The following is a 21016-nucleotide window of genomic DNA, read 5'->3' on the forward strand; positions in this document are numbered from 1 at the left end:
CCGGACACTGGGATACTGGAAAAGCCGGCGGCATTATTTTGCGGCTGGCCCTGGGGGTGGGAGTGGAAAGATGAATGGGGGACTTTTTGGGGGTGGTGGAAGGATGAGGTGAATTTTTGTGTTATGAAATGTTATAAAAGTGTTAAAAATGATATAATTTGTTAGAAGATTGTTAATTTCCTTGAATTTATACTTGATTTCTTATCAGAAAGTATTACAATAGAAAGGGAGAGGACAGCTCTTTGCGGGCGTGTGGTTTTTGGAGGGTCTGGTTTTTGGACGGCCTGTTTGTCGGTGAGGGGTGCCTGGAACGTTTAAGGGATATAAGGAGAGGATACCATGATTATCACACAGAAAAAGCCCATTGAGGAATTGATGGCAATGCTCGGGGATGCGAAGAAGATTGCGATCCTTGGCTGCGGCAGTTGTGCTACGGCCTGTGCTACGGGCGGCGAGAAGGAGATTGGGGAACTGAAGGCTTATCTGGAGTCTAAGGGTAAGACGGTGGTGGCTGCGGGTATGGCGGATTACTGCTGTATGAACATGGGTGTGAAGACGGCCATGAAGAAGCTGAATGCGGCGGGTCCGGATGCGGTTGTTTGTATGTCCTGCGGCGACGGTGTGCAGGTGGCGGCGAATCATGCCGCAGCGCCGGTTTATCCGTCGAATAATACGATGTTTTTGGGAGAGGCTGTGAAGTTCGGACTGTTTGAGGAGGCATGTCATCTCTGCGGAGACTGTGTGCTGGGTACGACCGGGGGCATCTGTCCTATTTCCAGATGTGCCAAATCTCTGGTGAACGGGCCCTGCGGCGGACAGAAGAACGGCAAATGTGAGGTGAATCCGGAGAATGACTGCGCATGGATTCTGATTTACAAGCGTCTGGAATCTCTGGGAATGCTGGATAAGCTGGCGCAGAGACGGCCGGATAAAGGATATGAGAAGGTTTCGTATCCCAGAACAATTAATATTAGGGGGAACAAGTAATGGGAATGTTAGAGAAAGCGCTGGAAAGCGGAAAGTTTGGTGTAACCGTTGAGATGGCTCCTCCCAAGGGATATGATTTTAAGGAACAGATGGAGGCGGCTGAGCTTCTGAAGGGCAAGGTGCATGGAGTGAATGTGACGGATATGCAGTCTGCATGTCTGAAGGCTTCTTCTCTCGGCCTTTGCATCAAGCTGAAGGAGGCTGGCCTGGAGCCGATTATCCAGGTGACGGGCCGTGACCGCAGCCGCATGGGGATTATGGGTGATATGCTCTCAGCGGCAGCTTTTGGGATTGATACGATGCTGGCTCTGACCGGGGATCATCCTACGGTTGGAGACTGCAGCCAGTCGAAGCCGGTGTATGACCTGGATTCTGTCGGGATTCTTCATATGCTGTCTGTGATGGAAGCTACCGGAACGGATTGCGGCGGAAATGAACTGGAGGGCGGCGCGCCGGAGTTCTACAAGGGCGCGGCGGTGACTCCCGTTTATGAGCCTCTGTTTCTGCAGATCAATAAGCTCCGCCAGAAGGTGGAGGCAGGCGCGCGCTATATTCAGACCCAGGGGATCTTTGATCTGGAGAGCTTTAAGCGTTTTATGGATGAGGTGGATAAGGCGAATATCAAGACCCACATTATGGCAGGCATCATTCCGCTGAAGGCTGCCGGAATGGCCAAGTACATGAATGAGAATGTACCGGGAATCGCTGTTCCTCAGGATATGATTGATCGTCTGGCTGCTGCGGCTGCAGAGGGCAAGGCCAAGGGCGTGAAGGGTCTGCCTACGCAGCTCGGTATCGAGATGGCGGCTGAGATGATTGCCAAGATCAAGGAGGAAGGCCTCTGTGACGGCGTACATATTATGGCAATCGGTGCGGAGAAGAATGTTCCGAAGATTCTGGAGAAGGCCGGGATTTCCATCGACTAAGCTCTTGTATTTTTCAGGGAAGTCTGTTATGATGGTATAGAAAACATTTGGAATACGTTTGTCTGTTTTATAAGGAGACAGCACAATGTATTTCATAGGCAGAGGTGATTATTATGGATATTGCAGCATTATCATCTGTTATGTCATACAGCCAGCTTCATATGAATGTAGGCTATGCCCTGACAGCGAAGGTGATGGATCAGGTGGAAGAGACCAGCGCAGAGCTTCTGGAGATGATAGAAGGAGCCATCCCGTCAGATTTGGGGCAGTTTATTGACGTACTTGCATAGGATTAAAAAAGGAAGAGGCTGAGGGCTGTACCTCGGCTTCTTTTATGCTATTTTTATAAAGTATCTTTGGATTTTTTGAGCATAATAATTAAGAAGTTTACAATTTACAGACACATGTTCTGGACGGTAAAGCTGCAAAGGCGCACGAGAGGAGCTTTTATGAGTGCTTTTTCGAATAAAAGCTTCTCTCATTACCGGTGTGTCGAAGCAGCTTTACCCTTTAGTGCTGTCGCGCAGCGACTTTTGATAGGAGAAATAGTTGGAAAAGCCATACGAAGAAGATGAGGACGAGCTGCGCCGGAGAAGGCGGCGCATGCGCAGGCGGCAGGAGATCCGGCGCAGAAGAAGACGGCAGATGCTGATCCGCCGGATGATCAAGGTGGGAATTGCGGCGGCCGTTATCGGCATTGTGCTGTTGATGATAAAGATGATATGGGGAAAAATAAATCCGGATCGGGGAACTGTTTCCGGACTGGGACAAAAATTTGCGGCGGAGGCACAGAACAGCATTCTGGCGGCCAGCCTTTCAAACGAAGGAGCAATAAACCCGGAAGGAAACGGGCAGGGTGAGGGCGGTTTGGGTCAACAGCAGACCTACCGTTACGAAGCCGCAGAAGAAACCTTGGCTTTGGGGGAGGATATCACCAGCAGCTACGCCCTTTTCGTGGATACAGAAGAGGATACTATCCTGGCTTCCAAGGATGCCTTCACCCGTATGGTTCCTGCATCCATGACCAAGGTGCTGACGGCCCTGGTTGCGGCGGAGCACATAGACAACTGGGACGATACCTTTACCATTACCATTGACATTACAGACTACAGCTTTAAGAATCACTGCAGCAATGCAGGCTTTGACAGAGATGAGAAGGTTACCATCCGGGATCTGATGTACGGGACGATACTGCCTTCCGGAGCCGATGCGTCTCTGGGACTTGCTATCTATGTGGCAGGCTCCCAGGAGGCCTTTGTGGAATTGATGAATGAGAAGCTTGAAGAGCTTGGGCTGTCAGAGACCTCTCATTTTACTAATTGTGTGGGCATTTATGAAGCCGATCATTATACGACGGCTTATGATATGGCAGTGATGATGGAGGCTGCCATTCAAAATGAGGTGTGCAGGGAGGTATTTTCCACCCGGATCTATACGACCTCCGCCACGGAACAGCACCCGGAGGGGATTGAGCTGTCCAACTGGTTTGTGCGGCGCATAGAGGACAAGGAGACAGGCGGGATTCCGGTCTATGGCAAGACCGGCTATGTGGATGAGTCGGGAAGCTGTGCAGTGAGCTTTGGAACCAATGCCAACGGAAGAACCTACATCTGTGTGACAGCCAATTCAGGCAGCAAGTGGTGGTGCATCAACGATCATGCAAAGCTGTACCAGGAGCTTACAAAAGAGTCTTAGAAGGATTTCGCGTATTTAATATATTTAGAGAAAAAGCAGAACAGGATGGGATATCGGGATGCAATTATTTCCGGATGCCGTCCTTTTTTGCTTTTTGCATCTGGCTGTAAGAGACTGGCTGTTCTCTCAGGCAGCAGAGGAAACCGGAATCTGGAGCAGACGGTGATACTGATTACCCATGATGAAAAGGCGGCCCTGGAGGCGGAGCGGATTCTCACCATGGAAGACGGGCGCATTATCAACGACGAGCGGTGGAGGTGATGGGGATGTGGAAGGATTATTCAAATTCATTTTACCAACATGGATTGCCGGAATGTTGTGATTGTTTATGTGTGGATAAAGTGGTACAATGGAGTTAATCATTGAAAAAAGGGGATTGACAGTGGGGAAGATAGAATCAATAAAAAAATAATGAAATCGTATCTATATCCCCCATTTGAAATGGGGGCCGAGGCAAAGCCGTAGCGTTACCTAGAGTAAAAAAATCCTCCTATGTTACAATGATATTGGTTTCGCAGGCCATATCAAAACATAGGAGGTATCCAAAATGGATAATCAAAGTATACAACATACTCGTTGGAATTGCACGTATCATATAGTGTTTATTCCAAAATATCGTAGAAAAATTATGTATGGAGAAACAAAAAGAGACATAGTGGAAATTATTAAGAAACTATGTGAGATGAAACAGGTACAGTTAATCGATGGGAAAGTATGTGTGGATCATATTCACATGTATGTGGCGATACCGCCCAAAATGTGTGTTTCGGAATTTATGTCATACCTAAAAGGTAAAAGTACACTGATGTTGTTTGACAGACACCCAGAGTATCGAAGTAAATATGGGGATAGACATTTCTGGGCAAGAGGATATTACGTTTCAACAGTGGGAAATGTGAATGAAGAGACAGTACGCAGATACATTCAGGAACAAGAAGAGAATGATAAACTAGAGGACGGAAGAAAGTAGTGAGCCCTACATAGGAGGGCAACCAGAAATAATGGTACTGCAAAATCCCGCCTCTGGCGGAACCAGTAATAATCCCCGGAGGGGTAAAATCTAAACCCCCATTTGAAATGGGGGTTGCTAACTTTTTTTTGAAAGGAATCGGATTCCTTTGAGCGTATTATATATGAAGTGCAAATTGGAGCAGATATTGCGGAACTGGAAACAGTAAGATTCTTTCCAATGCACAAATCAGTTTCCAGACACAAGAATTCGTGTATGGAAATTGATTTCATACCGGTGTATTGGAAAGAAGCTTACGGAACTGGAATAGGAGGCTATGAAGACTATGAAAAGATGTTTGAAAATCGTATTATCCCTTGCATTGGCGCTTATACTGGCAGGTTCTTTGTCCAGCGTGGCCGAGGCGCATCCGGGCCATCATACCAGACGGGCAAAGAGTATTCGTGCAACAGCCTACACAACCAACAGGAATCAGGCTTCGGAAACGACGAATAATGGGGCAGCAGATAATACAACGGCAGATACTGGTGCAGCGGACAGTGCTTTAGCAGCTGTGCCTGCAGAACCGGATGCACCGGCCCAGGTACCGGATGCAGAACCGGTCTATGCTTCTTGCTATGAAAATGGTTACTGTACCGGCAACAATAGCTGTGATGTGAACGGTGTTTGTCAGTACGGAGGTGTCTGCAGCGGCGCTCCCTGTTACCAGAATGAGACTTGTCCCTGGGACGGAGGCTGTATCGTGGACGGCGCTTGTCAGTATGGAAGCGGCTGTTATGGATTGGCGAACCAGAATACCAGCGGCGGCCGTCATCACGGCGGCGGACACCACGGCGGCCGCCATCACCGTTAAGTATTCCGAAGCAGGAAATTAACAGGGACAGCTCTGGCAGGAGAGTTTCCGTCTGTCCCGAAAGGAAGTGGAGCCTTTGAAGAGCACGGAGGACGTGAACCGTGTTGTGGAAGAATATGCAGATATGGTGCAGAGAATCTGCTTTGTGCATTTGAAGAACAGCCACGACACGGAGGATGTATTTCAAAACGTATATTTGAAATATCTGCTTTACGAGGGCTCCTTTGAGAGCAGCGAGCACGAAAAGGCGTGGTTTATCCGTGTTACTATCAACGCCTGTACGGACTGGCTGAGAAAGCTTTCCCACAGAAAATGCCTCCCTCTGGAGATAATTGCAGAAGAAAGTGAATTGCAGGACAGCTCTTCCGGTGATATTCTGGAGGCTGTCCTTCAGCTTCCAGAAAAATACAGAAATGTCATTTATTTGTTTTACTATGAAGGCTATACTGCAGTAGAGATTGCAAAGATACTGGGAAGAAAGGAAAATACCATCTACACTTGGCTTTCCAGGGCAAAAGAAATTCTGCGCAGGCAGCTTGGAGGTGATCTGGCATGAATGAGCTTCAAAAAAGCATGAACGGCATAAAAGCATCCGAAAAGCTGAAGGCAGATACGCTGCGTTATCTGGAGGAACAAAGAGAGGTGAAAGGAGAGGGGAGCAGAGCGGAGAACAAGGCTGGGAACAGAGCTTACGTTCGGCGCTTTGCCCTTGCGCTGGTCTGTCTGATGCTGCTGCTGGGAACCGGCGGCTATACCTTTTACGGCAGTCCTGTTTCCTATGTAAGCATAGATGTGAATCCTTCCATTGAACTGGGGATCAACCGTCTGGGCAGAGTGGTTTCGGCAAATGCCTATAATGAGGACGGGCAGCAGATTCTGGCTCAGGTAAAACTGAAAAATCTCTCTTATCCCAAGGCCGTGCGTCTGCTGCTTGATTATGAGACAGCCGAAAACTTCCTTACGGAAAATTCGCTGCTGGTATTTACCGTAGTTTCTGAAAATGCAGAGGCTATCCTTAGCAAGCTTGCAGGAATTTCCGCTCCGGGGAATGCTTCCGTGCTGACCTATGTAAGTGACAGGGACTGTATGAAGGAAGCTCATCAGCATGCAATGTCTTTTGGAAAATACCGGGCCTACCTGGAGCTGTCCGGGTACGACGGGAGCATTACAGTGGAGGATTGCCACGGCATGACAATGGGAGATATTCAGAACCGCATTGAGGGATGCCGGGGACATGGAGGAAATGAAAACCAGGAGCCGTCGGATACGGGTTCTTGGGACACGGATTCCCAGGATAACAATTGCCAAAATCCTGACAATGGCAATTCCGGCCATCATAGACACGGAGGCCATCATAGAGGCGAATAAGTCACGAGCAGACGCTGGTGGAGCTTATGAGGAGTATATGGCTCATCTTTATAATACAGTCCGTTATCATCTTCCAGGATTTCGGAAAGGTAAACGGCATGATTTATTCTTTTGATTGCTTCTGAACTGAGTCCGGCATCACTGCAGTAAAAGTGAACTGATTTGTAATAAGGCGAATGTTTTTTTGAAAATCAAGATTTGACAGGATGTGGGTTAAGAGGAAGAAAACGTCTGCCGATATATTTCACAAATAGGTAAAATAAAACAGGGGGATCAGGTATGCAGATAACAAGAGATAATTATTCACAATATGCAAATATGATACAGCAAATGTTCGGCAGTAAGAAAAGCTCTGCCAATCCCTTGGCCCAGTGTGATTACGGGAATTTTGCACTGCGTTTCAAGCCTGTTGACATTGCATTTGCAAAACCCAATTGGGATAATATTATGACAAAGCGGGACGAACCGGCCATGTCAGAAGAAGAATTTGAGGAAGCCATAAAGGAGCTTGCAAGAAAAGAATTTGCCACGGGAAAACGGGATGATGCAGCATATCGAAAATTGTGCATGCAGCATGGAGAAACCGTATCTCCGGATCGAAAAGCTATTTACGAGGCAAGCATGAAAAAGACAGGCGGCAAGATGAATGGGGCTTGTATGTTCTGGGATTCCAAGGGAAACAAAACCTTGTCTTACAATCCCGAATCAAGAAACTGGAAAGCCATAAGCACCGAGGAAGAATTTGCAAGGGCCAGGCAGTTTACGTCTATCTATAATAACGAACTGGCACGTTTGAAAAGAGAGTGCAAAGAGGGGAGCGGAATTGATTATATAGCTTAATCTTAAATCACAGATATTTAAGATTCTTTTAGCCGGATGAAAATTTATAAAGTTAAAAATAGAACGGATGGAACTGCATTGTAAGCCATTGGTTCTATTTTTTCTTTTATGAAATTAAGATAGAATCCTTTTATAGCCGAAAAGCAGTCCTTTCGTTCCATACATCCCAAAAACAAGTAATTTCTGCCGATATAACAAATAGAAACCTGTTTATCTTAGACGTTATAAGGAGAAGCGAAATGGATATTGGAGTGACAACTGGAACTTGGAAAGAACCCTATCTGGCAGAACAGAGCCAGAATCAAACATCCGTAAATCTCACAGGTGCAAGCTTCGCAGAGCTTACGGCGGCAAGAGCAGCAGAGAGAACAATGGGAACGATAGGAACGGATACATCGGGAAGAATAAAGGCCACGGAGCAGAGCGGAAGCGACACAAAGCTCTTTATGGGAGAAACCTATGAGGAACGCCTAAGTAAAATAACCGACAAAAACGCAGCAAACGCCTTTCGGATCGCCTACGCAAAGAAAATGGCGGGCTCTATGGATTATATATCAGCCATCAGCAAGGCATACAGCACCGGAATCATAGGAGCCGCAAGCTTTGCAGATGCATTTTCACAATACAATGTTATAACCCATGTGGGAAACGCCGACATTTCTTCCGCCAACTGGCAGAGAAATGATTTTCCATTCTGGAAGTATTTTCAGCCGGACACAAGTGCCGATGCCTTAAATGACTGGAGGCCCGTAGGAGGGAATCCGCCTCAGACACGCAGCGATCTCCAGAGAAATTACAGCAGCGTCGGTGCAGGGAAAATAGCAGTCCTTATCCCGGAGAGACTACAGCAGAAAATGGATGCGGATCCGGACTACGCCCGGCAGATCGTTGCGAAGCTGCAGGCATGGAAAGAGGACTATGACCTCTGGGATAACACAGTTGCAGCATCCTACGGCTATGATGTTGCAGCATATCAGGCAGGAAAAAGCTATGTCTTCCATCTGGACGAAAACGGAGATATACGGAACTGTACCGTCACTGGCAGCGGAAGAATCACCGGTCCTTCAAAGGAGGAACTGGAGCAAATCGAAGCAGAGCAGGCCAGAAAGCGCAGGCTCCGGGTGAAATATATACAAATTATGGAAGAAAGTGCCGAAAAGCGAAGAGTACAGGAGCAGGAAGCATTGCTCTATTTTCAGAGCCAGCGATTAAAACAGGATTTATTTCTTTGACAACCAGTACAATGTTTTACTTTTTAGGGGTTTTTTAGCAAATAAACAGTGATTATGCCCCAATACAGATTAGCAAACAGGGAATATCTTCCAATACACCTATAAAGAGGGTGAGGTTTCATGAATATTAGCAGCTTGCGGCATGCCAAAACAAAAAATACGGCAGAAATGTGATACCGGAAGAAGATATTGGATGGTTTGCCTGCGGTTTTTCATTGCGAAGCTTCTCCTTTTCTGTTATCATAGATTTAGCAGATGCATGTTGATTATGATAGAGGAATTTTAACAGGAGGGATTATACCATGAAATGCTTATTTTCTTACGCTGACAAATATCTGCAGAAAAGCAGCTGGAAGGATCTGGCGCTCATTAAGCTCTGCCTTTTTGCCATGGGAATTATGGCAGGCATAAGGATACCGGAAAAGAACAGAAGAGCCGCAGGCTGGGCCGCATATTTTGTATTTCTGGTGACTTATCTTCCGCTGATGTCAAAATTTCTCCGGATTGTGACGGAAAAGGATGAATGATAAAAAAGCTTATCCCCGGAATAAGAATTGGGAACTATATGCAAATGAAAGGTACTCCTTAAGATACATACTTGTTTAAAATTTTCACAACACTTCCCAGATACATCCGGCCGAACAAATTCAGATGATTTAAGAGATGGTATAAATGGTACAGCTCCTTCCGGTCTTCAAACCCCTTATCAATGGGATTGATTTCCCCATATGCAAAGTAAAATGCAGAAGGAAAGCTGCCGAAAAGCTGTGTCATAGCCAGATCCGTTTCAAAATCTCCCACATAGGCAGCCGGGTCCAGAATCCAGGCTTTTCCGTCATTTCCGCACAGCACATTTCCGCTCCACAGATCTCCGTGAAGCAGGGAGGGAAATTCCGGTTCCCTTAGGTAAGAATCGAGATGATCGAGAAGATACGTTATCTTTTTTCGCAGCTTAGAATCCAGATAATGCTCCGCCATTTTTATCTGGGGTATCAAGCGGCATTCCCGGTAAAAGTCAATCCAGGATGCCTTAGGGAGATTTTTCTGCGGATTAGATCCGATAAAATTATCCTCCCAAAAGCCGAATCTTGAGGGGGATTGTCCCTCTGCCCCGAATGGATATGAATGATTTTGCTTTCTTTGATCATATCTTATTGTCTGTGGCTCCTCTGCATGGAAGAGAACTGTTTTGTGCAGGGTTGCAAGCTCATGGCCGAATATTTCCCAATAATCCCCAATACAAGGCACACTTTCTATCCATTCTAATAACAGAAAGGAGAATCCTTTCTGCTCATCCATCCCTGTTCCCAACACTTTCGGCACACCGATTGCTCCTGTCTGCCTTAAGGCCAGAAGTCCTTGCGATTCTGTCAGAAAAAATCTTGTATTCCTTATGGAATTTGTCTTTACAAAAGCCTTTTTGCCAGTAGAAAGGCTTATTCTATAGGTATCATTGATGTCGCCGCCATGAATGCGGTCGGTTTTGAATATTTCAGCATGGTTTCCAAAAGCAGCGTGAATGGCTTCTTTTAGAGAGTGGTATTCCATTGGGATATTTTTTTTCATAATAGTATAAAATCCATTAGCCGTGAGCTTTCAGCTGTCATTTTTTTATTGTATTTGAGAAACGCTTTGAAATCCGGATAATTCCGGAAGAGCTTGTAATTCTTTCAGCCACGAAGAAAAATGAGGACATTTTTGCCGAATGGCATCAATTCCAATAGCATGAAGCCATTCGGAGACGATATCCCCTTTTCGATAATCGACAGCTTTTAATAATCGCTTAGACGGAGCCGTTTCTGTTCCATGATTGATCTCTTCCGGTGGAAGATTCTTTGTTTCTCTATAAAGCTGCTGAATCTGGCGTTCGCTCTCAGGATCAAAATAGTCGTATTTTAGTATTTGAATATCCGTGAACAGGAGTGCTTCAAATTCATGCAGTTGTATGTAGGGGATAAATCGCTGTTTTACATTCGTGATTCCCGGAGTAGAAATAATATCTTCTTTCATGGCGGTCTCCAGAATACGGACGCTGTCTTGATGATTTTGGCATTGCATTGCCGGGGCGTATGCCGGAAAATCCGTGGGCAGCCGGAAAAAATCAAACATTGTGGTGACATAAGCCTCGGTATCCTGTTTAAGCCATGTTACAATATCATTTTTAGCCTGTTGATAAGAGTTGAGTCCGCAGCGGAATTCATAGCCTGCTTTCCGGCTGGTTAATACACAGCGGGAATCCAGGATTAGGCTTCCTCCGAAATATTTGTTCAGAGGTTCTTTTACAAAATGCATTTCACTCTGGCCCTCTGCTACAATATTAATGCGTATCATAAAGGCAGTCCTCCAAGTACATTTTTTACCCAAAGCTCTCCCATCGTGTATTGTTCAAGCCAGCCTCGCAAATCAGCCTCCTTATGGCGCCGGAGAGTGCTCTGCTGGCTTATATTATCATATTCGGCTGTAATAACATCTTCGCAGGAAAATTCATTCAACAGCAAAGGCGATTGGGTTGACACGATAATCTGCGAGGTTTTACTGGCCATCCGGATCTCCTTTGCAAGCAGGGAAATGGCATATGGGTGAAGTCCGATTTCCGGCTCATCCAAAATAATAGTCATAGGAGCGGTTGTCTGTGGCTGCAGCAGCAGTGTGGTCAGAGCCACAAACCGCAATGCCCCATCGGAAAACTGGTGCGGCCCAAATACCTCCTCTGCTCCTTCCTGCCTCCAGTTCAAGGGGATCATACCATTGAAATCCGGCTCCAGAACAAAGTCAAAAAACTGAGGTAAAATCATCCGTATATGCCGTACAATCCGGTTATAAAAAGGAAGCTCATCCGGATTTTCTTTCATTCGATACAAAAATGCGGCAATATTCCCTCCATCTGAACGCAGATAAGTACTGTCAGCAGCATTGGCATTGCTGCGAATTCGTGCGTTGATAGAAGTATCGTTAAAGTGAAAAACCCGTAACCGTTCCAAGTAACTTCGCAATGTACGTGCCGTAGCATCCCGGGAATCTGATAGTCCTGCCTCAAAATGCCCAATGCCGTAATTTTGCTTGTAAGGTATCGAATGCCATTTATCTTGATAAGAAATACATTCCCAGGAAAAAAACAATTGATCCGTTACACTGCGTTCCAGGCCGAAGGAATAAATGTCCTCTTTTTTTCCGTTATCATCGTGAATTCGCAGTTCACCCTCGATACGCTCGGTCTCTTTTGTTCCGAAATAAAATAGAGATTGGGCGCCGCCCTGTCTGGCAGCGTAGTTTCTTAACCCTCTGGTCATCATAAAAGAAACCATTTCTAAAAAAGAAATCAAATTACTCTTTCCTGCGCCATTAGCGCCGATAATCATATTGATTTCCTTTAAATCAATACGATTTTGCTCCAAATTTGTTCCATAAGACCGATAACCAGCCACGGCAATAGATTTTAAGTAGGTTTCTATCATAAGCTTTGTCCGCCTTTATTTATATGAATTAAGAGAGTTGCTGTCTTGCATTTATTGTACCATGATTTGCTTATTTTACAAGACTGCTTTTTTGTTATTGTTTGTCATATTACCCTCAGTGGACCGAGTGTCTCCTTGTTCACTGAGGGTATACGAATTTTATATACAATATTTTTGAAATAACAGTTGACAATTGTTGAAACTATGATATTATATAGTTAAAGTTGTTAAAACAACAAAAAATGCACTGTTGTTTCAAAAGAATGAAAGGAGGTTTTACCATGATTTACACAGTTACACTGAATCCGGCTCTGGACAAAACGGTTGAAATTCCATCCTTAACCGTAGACAGCGTAAACCGCATCACCACCATGCGGACCGACCCGGGCGGAAAAGGCATCAACGTGTCCAAGGTAATAAAGAAGCTGGGCGGCGAAAGCACAGCCGCGGGCATACTGGGAGGAAACACCGGCCGGGCTATCAGCCTTGCACTGGAGGCCATGGAGATTAAGACTGGCTTCTGGTTCGTAGAGGGAGAGACCCGGACCAACTTGAAAGTTATCGATCCGGTCAATCACACCAATACTGACCTTAACGAGCCCGGTATCACCGTATCTGGGGAAATACTGGAGGGTCTTTTGCAGGAGCTTCTTTTAGAAGTAAATGAGGGAGATATCGTAGTACTGTCCGGAAGTCTGCCCAAGGGTTCGCCAAAAGATACCTATGCCGCCTGGGTAAGAGCCTTAAAAAAAGCCGGGGCAAAAGTGATTCTGGATGCGGACGGAGAACTGCTGGCGGAGGGACTGAAAGCGTCTCCTTACCTCATTAAACCCAACAATCACGAGCTTTCGGCACTTATGGGAGAAAAGCTGGAAACACCAACGGAACTCGAAAAAGCGGCCCGTGATCTTATGGAAAAATACAGCATAGCAAAAATCGTAATATCCATGGGAGGCGCCGGAGCCCTGTACATAACAGAGGAAGAAACTATCTATGCCAAAGGATTAAAGGTCCCAGTAAAGAGTACTGTAGGAGCCGGCGACAGCGTAGTAGCTGCATTAGCCGTAGCCGAGGAATCCGGAAAAAGTCTGGAAGACACTGTCCGTCTCTCTACCGCTGCCGGAGCCGCCAACGTCATGTGCAGCGGAACCCAGGCCGCCGAATACGACACCATCAAAAACCTGATACCCAAAGTCGTATTCCATAAGCTGTAACCGGTCAGAAATCCTGCCATCTCACAAATTCTGCCTGGAGCCGTCCGTTTTTCAAAAACTGTTGCTGCAAAACCAATTCGATTGTTGCAAAACCAACCATAATCAAATATCATAAAGAAAGGAACTGTTATTATGAAAGCAAAAGCAGTAAGACTACATGGAGCCAACGATTTAAGACTGGATGAATTTGAGCTTCCAGAGATCACCGACGACGAAATCCTTGTCAAAGTCGTGTCCGACAGCATCTGCATGTCCACCTACAAATGCGCCATCCTGGGTGCAGACCATAAGCGTGTCCACGATGATGTGGCAGAGCATCCGGCCATCATGGGCCATGAATTTGCCGGCGACATCGTAAAAGTAGGCAAAAACCACCAGGACAAATTCAAGCCCGGCATGAAATTCACCCTGCAGCCGGCCCTCAACTACAAGGGAACCATGTGGAGCCCCGGCTATTCCTACGAATTCTTCGGCGGCGACTGCACCTACTGCATCCTTCCGGCGGAAGTCATGGAGCTGAACTGTCTCTTTGAGTACACAGGACGCGCCTACTATGAAGCATCCCTGGCAGAGCCCATGTCCTGCAGCATCGGCGCATTTAATGCGGCCTACCACACCAAAATGGGTGTCTACACCCACGAAATGGGAATCAAAGAGGGCGGCAAGCTGGCAATTATGGCAGGCGCAGGCCCCATGGGACTTGGAGCGCTTACCTACGCCCTTCACCGGGATGCACGTCCTTCCATGGTTGTAGTAACAGATGTAAACCCGGAGCGCCTGGCCCGTGCAGAGGAATTGTTCCCTGTAGAGGAAGCAAAAAAAGACGGCGTTGAACTTCATTTTGTAAATATGAGCAATTATGAGGATCCGGTAGCAGAACTGCGCAAAATCTCCGGCGGAACCGGTTTTGACGACGTATTCTGCTATGCTCCGGTAGCTATCGTCATTCAGCAGTCCAGCGAGATTTTGGGCCGCGACGGTTGTCTGAACTTCTTTGCCGGCCCCACTGACAACAAGTTCAGCGCAGCCATGAATTTCTACGACGTACACTACAATTCCACCCACGTAATGGGAACCACCGGGGGCAACACCGACGATATGCTGGAGTCCTTAAAGCTGACGGCAGCCGGCCGCATCAACCCGGCCGTTATGGTTACACACATCGGAGGACTGGATGCAGTGGTAGACACGACCTTGAATCTGCCAAAGATTCCCGGCGGCAAAAAGCTTATTTACACCCATCTGACCATGCCTCTGACCGCCTTAAGCGATCTGCGCGCCAAGGGAGAGAAGGAGGACAACAAGGACTTAATTGCGCTGGCAGATATCGTAGACGCACATCAGGGCCTGTGGTGCCCGGAGGCAGAGGAATACTTACTGGCAAACTTTATAAAAGAATAAGAGACCGAAATCTCCGGTTCGGGGAGCTTTTCGGCCCAGATCGGAGGAATGTATATGGATTCAATGGAAACACGCAGAAATGCGATTGTAGATCTGATTAATGAAAACGGAACCGTCAGCTTTTCACAGCTGAAGGATGCCTTTCCCAATGTATCGGAAATGACCCTGCGCACAGACTTAAAGCTTCTGGATGAGGCCAGGCGGATCTTAAGGATTCACGGCGGAGCGAAATCCGTCCAGGTGCTTATCGGCACCGATGATTTTCTGGGCCGTAAGTCCGTCCGCAATATTCCCCAGAAGCAGAAAATAGCGGAAAAGGCGCTGACGCTTCTGCGCCCGGATACTACGGTCTATCTGGATTCCGGCAGTACCACCACCATGTTTGCCCGTCAGTTTCCAGATCAGTCCAATCTGATTTACACTACAGGCCTAAGCTGCGCCACGGAGCTGGCGGGTCTTTCCAAGCCTGCTGTGATACTTCCGGGAGGCAAGCTGAACCGGTACAGCCAGAGTGTGTTTGGATTTTCCGCTATTAAAGAACTGGAGGGCGTGAACTTTCACCAGGCATTTTTAGGAATCACCGGCTATCACAGGGATGCAGGCTTTAGCTGCGGCATCCGGGACGAGGCGATTCTCAAGCAGACTGCGGTACGGCAGTCCGACCAGGTGATTGTACTGATGGATTCCAGCAAGCTTGGGCTCAAATGCAGCTTCAACATCTGCGGCCTGGATGCCATAGATGTTGTAGTGTCAGACGGGAGTCTTCCAGAGGACTTTCTGGAAGAATGCAGGAGGCACCAGGTGGAGGTTTTGTAGATCTGTTTTCTTGAATCCCTGACTATTTAGAAATAGTCCAGCTAAGAAATGTCAAGTATTTATTAAAAGTAATTTCTGCTGGACGGTAAAGCTGCAAAGGCACACGAGAGGAACTTTTATGAGTGCTTTTTCGAATAAAAGTTTCTCTCATTACCGGTGTGTCGAAGCAGCGTTACCCTTTAGTGCTGTCGCGCAGCGACTTTTAATAGGAGGGACGATTTTGAAAAATAAAGTACAGCGTTTTGGAAAATTTTTGTCGGCCATGGTAATGCCGAACATCGGCGCACTTATCGCCTTTGGTTTTCTTGCCGCACTGTTTATCGATACCGGCTGGATCCCCAACAAGGGCTTTAACAGCATGGTCGGCCCCATGCTGACATACCTGATCCCCATTTTGATTGCATCCACCGGCGGACGCATGATCGGCGGCGACCGGGGACGGGTGGTTGCAGCCATTGCCGTTATCGGTGCAATTCTCAGCAACACAGAGATCACAATGCTTATGGCCGCCATGGTCATGGGCCCCCTTTCCGGCCTTTGCGTCAAGAAATTTGACCAACTGATGGAGGGCCGTATGCCTGCCGGCTTTGAGATGCTGATTAATAACTTTTCGGCAGGCATTCTGGGCATGCTTCTTGCCATGCTGGGTTACATACTGATCGGCCCGATTATGAGCGGCATCCTGGCAGTGCTTGCCGCAGGCGTTACCTTTCTGGTGGAGCACAGCCTGCTTCCTCTGGCAGCCGTATTCATTGAACCGGCGAAGGTGCTGTTTCTGAACAATGCCATTAACCACGGTGTGTTCACCCCCATTGCCACCATCCAGGCGGCAGATGCAGGAAAGTCCATTATGTACATGCTGGAGGCCAATCCCGGTCCCGGCCTTGGTGTTCTCCTGGCTTACATGTTTTTTTGTAAGGATAAGACCACAAAGGATTCTGCTCCGGGCGCAGTGATTATTCACCTTCTTGGCGGTATCCATGAGATTTATTTTCCATATATACTGATGAATCCCTTTGTTATCATTGCCCCGATTCTGGGAAATATGGCGGCGATTCTCTGGTACACCATCACAGGCGCCGGCCTGGTCGGCCCGGCATCACCAGGTTCCATCATTGCATACCTGATGATGACGCCGGGATCGGATATGGTGAAAGTGATTTTAGGCGTAGTGATTGCAGCGGGAGTTTCCTTTGTAGTTGCTTCTCCCCTCGTAAAGATGGCCGGCAGCAAGAGCCTGGAGGAAGCCCAGAGCGAGATGGCGGCCAGAAAAGCGGAAGCCAAAGGGCAGGCAGCGGTTCCGGGCACTATTGAGAAAGCTTCCGAAGTTAAAAAGATTGTATTTGCCTGTGATGCAGGTATGGGTTCCTCAGCCATGGGAGCAACCAAGTTCCGCAACCGTATCAAAGGAAACCGTCCGGATATCACGGTGATCAATACCTCTGTGGACAATATTCCCGGGGACTGTGATATTGCAGTAGTACAGACCACTCTGGCCGACCGGGCAAAGAAATCCGCACCCCAGGCACAGCTTATCACCATCGGAAACTTTCTGGCAGATCCGGCTCTGGACGCTCTGTATGTACAGCTGACCACCGGGGATCAGCCTGCGGCTCCTGCAGGAGAGAACACCGACATTGTGATTCCCGATGTGCCCATCAAGAAAAATATTCTTATAAAAGAGGGGATCCAGCTTGGGCAGAAGCCGGTGAGCAAGGAAGAGGCTATCCAGGCAGCCGGGGAGCTTCTGGAAAAGCTGGGCTATGTGGACGGTTCCTATGTGGCGGCCATGCAGGAGAGGGAGAAGCTTGTTACGACTTACATGGGTATGGGCGTAGCGATACCTCACGGCACCACCCAGGCCAAGGGCACGGTGAAAAAGAGCGGAATTGTATTCTTCCAGTATCCCGAAGGCGTGGATTTTGGGGAGGAAAAGGCGCAGCTTGTATTCGGCATTGCAGGAGTAGGAGACGAGCACCTGGATCTTTTGGGAAAGCTCTGCACCCTTCTGGAAGATGAGGCCAGACTGGAAACGCTGAAGACCACAGATGATGTGGACTGGGTGCTGGAGCAGCTGGCATAAGCGTAAATTTATACAGATATACCCTGTGGGCACTCTTGATACATGCTCCTTTAGGGCGGGCAGATTTTGCATTTCACCCGTTAAGGTAGAAAATAAATGGTTCTTGGAGAATATCCGGGGCCATTTATTTTTATGGAATAGTTATCATCATGGATCTGGGACAGAGATTGAAAAGACTTTAGTTATTATTTATCACGAGATAGAGGATGTCCTGGATAAGGAAATTGTGATGGTTCAGGGCAGGAAAAATTTTGCTGATTCCATAAAGTCAAAGGCAACAAAAACTCTTTTGAAAGAAAAACTGTACGGTAAAATCAAAGGATTTTATGCGCAGCTGCTTAACGATTTATACACGAATATACAGATATTCAAATAGTAATGTCTTTTACAATGCACAAATCAATTTACAGGCACATGCATCTGTGGCTGTAGATTGATTTCATACCGGTGTATTGTAAGGGAGATTACGGAACTGGAATAGGAGATATTATCATGCCGGACATTTTTACATTAGAAACCAAGATAAAACAGATGATTGATGAAATGAAAGGGCTTTGCCAGACAAATGGCTTATCCAATCAGGCAAGTGAAGAAGTAGTGATTACTTCCGTATTTCTGTACAAATTTCTCAATGACAAATTTATGGCAAATATGAAAGTCTTTGCTGATGAAATGGGTATAAGTATCGAAGAGGTTTTGCAGGATGAAGATACCTTTGCAGGTTTCTATGATACATACCCACAGGATGTTGCCTTTAAGTATGAGGACACGATTGAATGCCTGATCAACAAAGTTGGAAATAATGATTTCTACAAGCTTTTTGATGATGCGTTGGAGAGAATATCCAATTATCCGGAAAATGAAGAATTCAGTATTGATACGGCAGATGGAGGAAGAAAGCCGTTGTTTACCAGGGTTACGGAAAATGTGGAAGTATCCAAGAGAAATAATTTTGCCAAAAATATATTTGGAATTATCAGTCAGGACAAATTTGATTTCGGAGCAGCATTTAAAAACAATTTTGACTTTTACAGTGCTATCTTTGAGCATCTGATTAAGGACTACAACGTTGCCAGCGGTGTATATGCAGAGTATTTTACCCCACAGGCTATCTCTGCTATTATTGCAAAGATTCTGGTAGGAATGTCGCCGATAGAGGATAAGATTTATGATGTGTATGATCCGTCAGCCGGATCCGGCTCACTGGTGCTTCATCTTGCAAATGCTTTAGGAAAGGGAAGCTTCGGCGATAGGGCACAGGTTTATACACAGGATATTTCTGGTAAATCATCCAGATTCTTAAGGACAAATATGCTGCTTAACGGACTTACAAACAGTTTGGATAACATCATTGAGGGTGATACACTTGAAACACCGGCACATTATAAGGCGGCACACGATCCAGGCTCAGGGGTAAAGCGGTTTGACTATATAACATCAAATCCTCCCTTTAAGATGGATTTTTCTTCTACTAGAAATTCTATTGAACAAAAGTGGGAGAATTCCGAGGTAAGGGATGGAATCAAGAGATTCTTTGCAGGAGTGCCCAAGATCCCAAATAAGAAGAAAGAATCCATGGGAGTATACTTGTGTTTTATTCAGCATATTCTTTGGAGCTTAAAAGAGGACGGGAAAGCGGCGATTGTTGTGCCTACAGGATTTATTACGGCGCAGTCAGGCATTGAAAGGATGGTTCGCCAGACAATCGTTGATAAGCACTGGCTGAAAGGCGTTATTTCTATGCCCTCAAATATCTTTGCCAATACGGGAACTAACGTATCTGTTCTCTTTATTGATAAATCCAATAAAGAGGGGAATATCATGTTGATCGATGCCTCCAAGCTGGGGGAAAAGAGGAAAGAGGGGAAGAACCAGAGAACTGTTTTACGTCCGGATGAAGTAAAGAAGATTGAAGATACGTTTATCAATCAGGATGTTGTAGAGGACTTTAGCGTTTCGGTGACCTATGAGGAGATTGCAGATAAAAATTACTCCTTGTCGGCAGGGCAGTATTTTGAAGTGCGGATTGAGTTTGTAGAATTGTCGCCGGAGGCGTTTGAGAAAAGGATGCGAGCATATTCCTCGAATCTTGAAAAGCTGTTTTCGGAGGGGAAGGCTTTGGAGGAGGAGATTAGGGAGAGGCTAGGGGAATTAAAATATGAATAATAACAAATTAGACACAATTGGAAATGTCTGTTCCAGATTTAGTAGTGGAAAAAATATAATTTCTTCAAAAATAAAAGATGAGGGAATGTATCCGGTTTTTGGTGGAAATGGGTTAAGAGGATATACAGATACGTACAATTTTGAGGGTGAATGTGCAATAATAGGGATAATATAATGAAATCGTATCTATATCCCCCATTTGAAATGGGGGCCGAGGCAAAGCCGTAGCGTTGCATAAAGTACTAAAACCTCCTATGCTATAATGATATTGGTTTCGCAGGCCATATCAAAAGCATAGGAGGTATCCAAAATGGATAATCAAAGTATAGCACACACCAGATGGAATTGCACATATCATATTATCTTCATACCGAAATATCGAAGAAAAATCATGTATGGAGAGACGAAGAGAGATTTGGTAGAAATTATAAAGAAATTATGTGAGATGAAACAGGTGCAGCTAATGGACGGGAAGGTATGTATAGATCATGTGCATATGTATGTGGCGATACCGCCAAAGATGTGTGTATCGGAATTCATGTCATATCTGAAAGGGAAGAGTACATTAATGCTGTTTGACAGACATCCGGAGTACCGAACGAAATGGGGAGACAGACATTTCTGGGCCAGAGGATATTTTGTATCAACAGTAGGGAATGTAAATGAAGAAACAATTAGAAAATATATACAAGAACAAGAAGAGAATGACAAGTTAGAAGATGGAAGAAAGTAAAAGGCCCCCTGTAGGGGGCAACTGGTAAAGATGGTATTGCGGAACCCCGCCTTAGGCGGAACCAGTACTATACCCCGGAGGGGTTAAAACTAAACCCCCATTTGAAATGGGGGTTGCTAACTTGAAAAGGATGGGAAAGGAAGAATTAAGGCTATCGACTATAATAAACAGGCAGACGAGGGCATTCAAAATATCTATGAGGAAGATGCGAGAAAGCTGTACCGCAAATGGGATAATATTAAGCATATCAGCGAAGAACTAAAAGACAATGCAAGGG

At 46.2% G+C, this 21016-nt stretch carries 22 protein-coding genes and 1 pseudogene; 20 read left to right on the forward strand and 3 right to left on the reverse strand.

Annotated features, from left to right (window positions below; translation table 11 throughout):
• The first annotated feature begins 339 nt into the window (after positions 1–339).
• From VV089_RS01730 to VV089_RS01785, 12 genes and pseudogenes are all read left to right on the forward strand, one after another.
• Positions 340–987, forward strand: coding sequence for a methylenetetrahydrofolate reductase C-terminal domain-containing protein (locus VV089_RS01730; RefSeq protein ID WP_172541926.1), 648 nt, complete (start codon positions 340–342; stop codon positions 985–987).
• On the forward strand, positions 987–1913 hold the full coding sequence (locus tag VV089_RS01735) for a methylenetetrahydrofolate reductase (protein WP_172541925.1): 927 nt from the start codon (positions 987–989) through the stop codon (positions 1911–1913). The genes VV089_RS01730 and VV089_RS01735 overlap by 1 nt, the downstream gene beginning before the upstream one ends.
• Positions 1914–2026: 113 nt before the next feature.
• Positions 2027–2203 carry a YjfB family protein gene (locus VV089_RS01740; protein WP_172541924.1) on the forward strand — a complete coding sequence of 59 codons (177 nt, stop codon included), beginning with the start codon at positions 2027–2029 and terminating at the stop codon, positions 2201–2203.
• Between the two features lie 259 nt (positions 2204–2462).
• Entirely contained in the window at positions 2463–3608 is a 1146-nt protein-coding gene (locus VV089_RS01745; protein WP_334334745.1) for a D-alanyl-D-alanine carboxypeptidase family protein, read from the forward strand.
• A gap of 141 nt (positions 3609–3749) precedes the next feature.
• Positions 3750–3869: pseudogene (locus tag VV089_RS01750) on the forward strand (ABC transporter ATP-binding protein); the annotation flags it as partial.
• A 286-nt stretch (positions 3870–4155) separates the two neighbouring features.
• A complete protein-coding gene (gene tnpA, locus VV089_RS01755; protein WP_334334746.1) occupies positions 4156–4578 on the forward strand; it encodes an IS200/IS605 family transposase in 423 nt (140 codons plus the stop codon).
• Positions 4579–4903: 325 nt separating this feature from the next.
• Positions 4904–5431, forward strand: coding sequence for a hypothetical protein (locus VV089_RS01760; RefSeq protein WP_172541073.1), 528 nt, complete (start codon positions 4904–4906; stop codon positions 5429–5431).
• A 76-nt stretch (positions 5432–5507) separates the two neighbouring features.
• On the forward strand, positions 5508–5987 hold the full coding sequence (locus VV089_RS01765; RefSeq protein ID WP_172541074.1) for an RNA polymerase sigma factor: 480 nt from the start codon (positions 5508–5510) through the stop codon (positions 5985–5987).
• Positions 5988–6157: 170 nt separating this feature from the next.
• Positions 6158–6799, forward strand: coding sequence for an anti-sigma-I factor RsgI family protein (locus VV089_RS01770; protein WP_442891534.1), 642 nt, complete (start codon positions 6158–6160; stop codon positions 6797–6799).
• Positions 6800–7078: 279 nt separating this feature from the next.
• Entirely contained in the window at positions 7079–7639 is a 561-nt protein-coding gene (locus tag VV089_RS01775) for a hypothetical protein (RefSeq protein ID WP_334334749.1), read from the forward strand.
• A 239-nt stretch (positions 7640–7878) separates the two neighbouring features.
• Complete coding sequence (locus tag VV089_RS01780) at positions 7879–8871, forward strand: hypothetical protein (protein ID WP_334334750.1); 993 nt, start codon at positions 7879–7881, stop codon at positions 8869–8871.
• Between the two features lie 302 nt (positions 8872–9173).
• Positions 9174–9398 carry a permease of phosphate ABC transporter gene (locus tag VV089_RS01785; RefSeq protein WP_172541077.1) on the forward strand — a complete coding sequence of 75 codons (225 nt, stop codon included), beginning with the start codon at positions 9174–9176 and terminating at the stop codon, positions 9396–9398.
• Positions 9399–9456: 58 nt separating this feature from the next.
• On the opposite strand, the gene VV089_RS01790 is transcribed toward VV089_RS01785, so the two are convergent.
• Genes VV089_RS01790 through VV089_RS01800 form a run of 3 tightly spaced genes read right to left on the reverse strand, consistent with a single transcriptional unit; the run spans position 9457 to position 12326 of the window.
• Entirely contained in the window at positions 9457–10437 is a 981-nt protein-coding gene (locus tag VV089_RS01790) for a fructosamine kinase family protein (RefSeq protein ID WP_334334751.1), read from the reverse strand.
• A gap of 45 nt (positions 10438–10482) precedes the next feature.
• Entirely contained in the window at positions 10483–11235 is a 753-nt protein-coding gene (locus VV089_RS01795) for a DUF4276 family protein (RefSeq protein WP_334334752.1), read from the reverse strand.
• A complete protein-coding gene (locus tag VV089_RS01800; RefSeq protein ID WP_334334753.1) occupies positions 11199–12326 on the reverse strand; it encodes an AAA family ATPase in 1128 nt (375 codons plus the stop codon). The genes VV089_RS01795 and VV089_RS01800 overlap by 37 nt, the downstream gene beginning before the upstream one ends.
• Before the next feature lie 281 nt (positions 12327–12607).
• On the opposite strand from VV089_RS01800, the gene pfkB reads away from it, so the two are divergent.
• The 8 genes from pfkB (at position 12608) to tnpA (VV089_RS01840) (ending at position 20739) form a co-directional block, all read left to right on the forward strand.
• Positions 12608–13540 carry a 1-phosphofructokinase gene (gene pfkB / locus VV089_RS01805; protein ID WP_334334754.1) on the forward strand — a complete coding sequence of 311 codons (933 nt, stop codon included), beginning with the start codon at positions 12608–12610 and terminating at the stop codon, positions 13538–13540.
• A gap of 132 nt (positions 13541–13672) precedes the next feature.
• On the forward strand, positions 13673–14941 hold the full coding sequence (locus tag VV089_RS01810) for a zinc-binding dehydrogenase (RefSeq protein ID WP_172541082.1): 1269 nt from the start codon (positions 13673–13675) through the stop codon (positions 14939–14941).
• Positions 14942–14995: 54 nt separating this feature from the next.
• Positions 14996–15757 carry a DeoR/GlpR family DNA-binding transcription regulator gene (locus VV089_RS01815; protein WP_334334755.1) on the forward strand — a complete coding sequence of 254 codons (762 nt, stop codon included), beginning with the start codon at positions 14996–14998 and terminating at the stop codon, positions 15755–15757.
• A gap of 220 nt (positions 15758–15977) precedes the next feature.
• The gene (locus VV089_RS01820; RefSeq protein ID WP_334334756.1) at positions 15978–17840 is read left to right on the forward strand and encodes a PTS mannitol transporter subunit IICBA; all 1863 of its coding nucleotides are present in this window, start codon (positions 15978–15980) and stop codon (positions 17838–17840) included.
• On the forward strand, positions 17806–18216 hold the full coding sequence (locus VV089_RS01825) for a hypothetical protein (RefSeq protein WP_334334757.1): 411 nt from the start codon (positions 17806–17808) through the stop codon (positions 18214–18216). The genes VV089_RS01820 and VV089_RS01825 overlap by 35 nt, the downstream gene beginning before the upstream one ends.
• Before the next feature lie 116 nt (positions 18217–18332).
• A complete protein-coding gene (locus tag VV089_RS01830; RefSeq protein WP_334334758.1) occupies positions 18333–20006 on the forward strand; it encodes an HsdM family class I SAM-dependent methyltransferase in 1674 nt (557 codons plus the stop codon).
• Positions 19999–20181 carry a hypothetical protein gene (locus VV089_RS01835; RefSeq protein ID WP_334334759.1) on the forward strand — a complete coding sequence of 61 codons (183 nt, stop codon included), beginning with the start codon at positions 19999–20001 and terminating at the stop codon, positions 20179–20181. The genes VV089_RS01830 and VV089_RS01835 overlap by 8 nt, the downstream gene beginning before the upstream one ends.
• Positions 20182–20316: 135 nt before the next feature.
• Positions 20317–20739, forward strand: coding sequence for an IS200/IS605 family transposase (gene tnpA, locus VV089_RS01840; protein ID WP_334334760.1), 423 nt, complete (start codon positions 20317–20319; stop codon positions 20737–20739).
• The last annotated feature ends 277 nt before the right edge of the window (positions 20740–21016 follow it).

The organism is Candidatus Merdisoma sp. JLR.KK011 (assembly GCF_036941125.1).
Lineage (GTDB): Bacteria > Bacillota > Clostridia > Lachnospirales > Lachnospiraceae > Laedolimicola.

What these genes read in the sequence shown, in the direction of transcription:
- VV089_RS01730 (WP_172541926.1), top strand. Translation starts at nt 340, where the DNA reads ATGATTATCACACAGAAAAAGCCCATTGAGGAATTGATGGCAATGCTC.
- VV089_RS01735 (WP_172541925.1), top strand. Translation starts at nt 987, where the DNA reads ATGGGAATGTTAGAGAAAGCGCTGGAAAGCGGAAAGTTTGGTGTAACC.
- VV089_RS01740 (WP_172541924.1), top strand. Translation starts at nt 2,027, where the DNA reads ATGGATATTGCAGCATTATCATCTGTTATGTCATACAGCCAGCTTCAT.
- tnpA (WP_334334746.1), top strand. Translation starts at nt 4,156, where the DNA reads ATGGATAATCAAAGTATACAACATACTCGTTGGAATTGCACGTATCAT.
- VV089_RS01760 (WP_172541073.1), top strand. Translation starts at nt 4,904, where the DNA reads ATGAAAAGATGTTTGAAAATCGTATTATCCCTTGCATTGGCGCTTATA.
- VV089_RS01770 (WP_442891534.1), top strand. Translation starts at nt 6,158, where the DNA reads ATGCTGCTGCTGGGAACCGGCGGCTATACCTTTTACGGCAGTCCTGTT.
- VV089_RS01775 (WP_334334749.1), top strand. Translation starts at nt 7,079, where the DNA reads ATGCAGATAACAAGAGATAATTATTCACAATATGCAAATATGATACAG.
- VV089_RS01780 (WP_334334750.1), top strand. Translation starts at nt 7,879, where the DNA reads ATGGATATTGGAGTGACAACTGGAACTTGGAAAGAACCCTATCTGGCA.
- VV089_RS01785 (WP_172541077.1), top strand. Translation starts at nt 9,174, where the DNA reads ATGAAATGCTTATTTTCTTACGCTGACAAATATCTGCAGAAAAGCAGC.
- VV089_RS01790 (WP_334334751.1), bottom strand. Translation starts at nt 10,437, where the DNA reads ATGAAAAAAAATATCCCAATGGAATACCACTCTCTAAAAGAAGCCATT.
- VV089_RS01800 (WP_334334753.1), bottom strand. Translation starts at nt 12,326, where the DNA reads ATGATAGAAACCTACTTAAAATCTATTGCCGTGGCTGGTTATCGGTCT.
- pfkB (WP_334334754.1), top strand. Translation starts at nt 12,608, where the DNA reads ATGATTTACACAGTTACACTGAATCCGGCTCTGGACAAAACGGTTGAA.
- VV089_RS01810 (WP_172541082.1), top strand. Translation starts at nt 13,673, where the DNA reads ATGAAAGCAAAAGCAGTAAGACTACATGGAGCCAACGATTTAAGACTG.
- VV089_RS01815 (WP_334334755.1), top strand. Translation starts at nt 14,996, where the DNA reads ATGGATTCAATGGAAACACGCAGAAATGCGATTGTAGATCTGATTAAT.
- VV089_RS01825 (WP_334334757.1), top strand. Translation starts at nt 17,806, where the DNA reads ATGATGTGGACTGGGTGCTGGAGCAGCTGGCATAAGCGTAAATTTATA.
- VV089_RS01830 (WP_334334758.1), top strand. Translation starts at nt 18,333, where the DNA reads ATGCCGGACATTTTTACATTAGAAACCAAGATAAAACAGATGATTGAT.
- VV089_RS01835 (WP_334334759.1), top strand. Translation starts at nt 19,999, where the DNA reads ATGAATAATAACAAATTAGACACAATTGGAAATGTCTGTTCCAGATTT.
- tnpA (WP_334334760.1), top strand. Translation starts at nt 20,317, where the DNA reads ATGGATAATCAAAGTATAGCACACACCAGATGGAATTGCACATATCAT.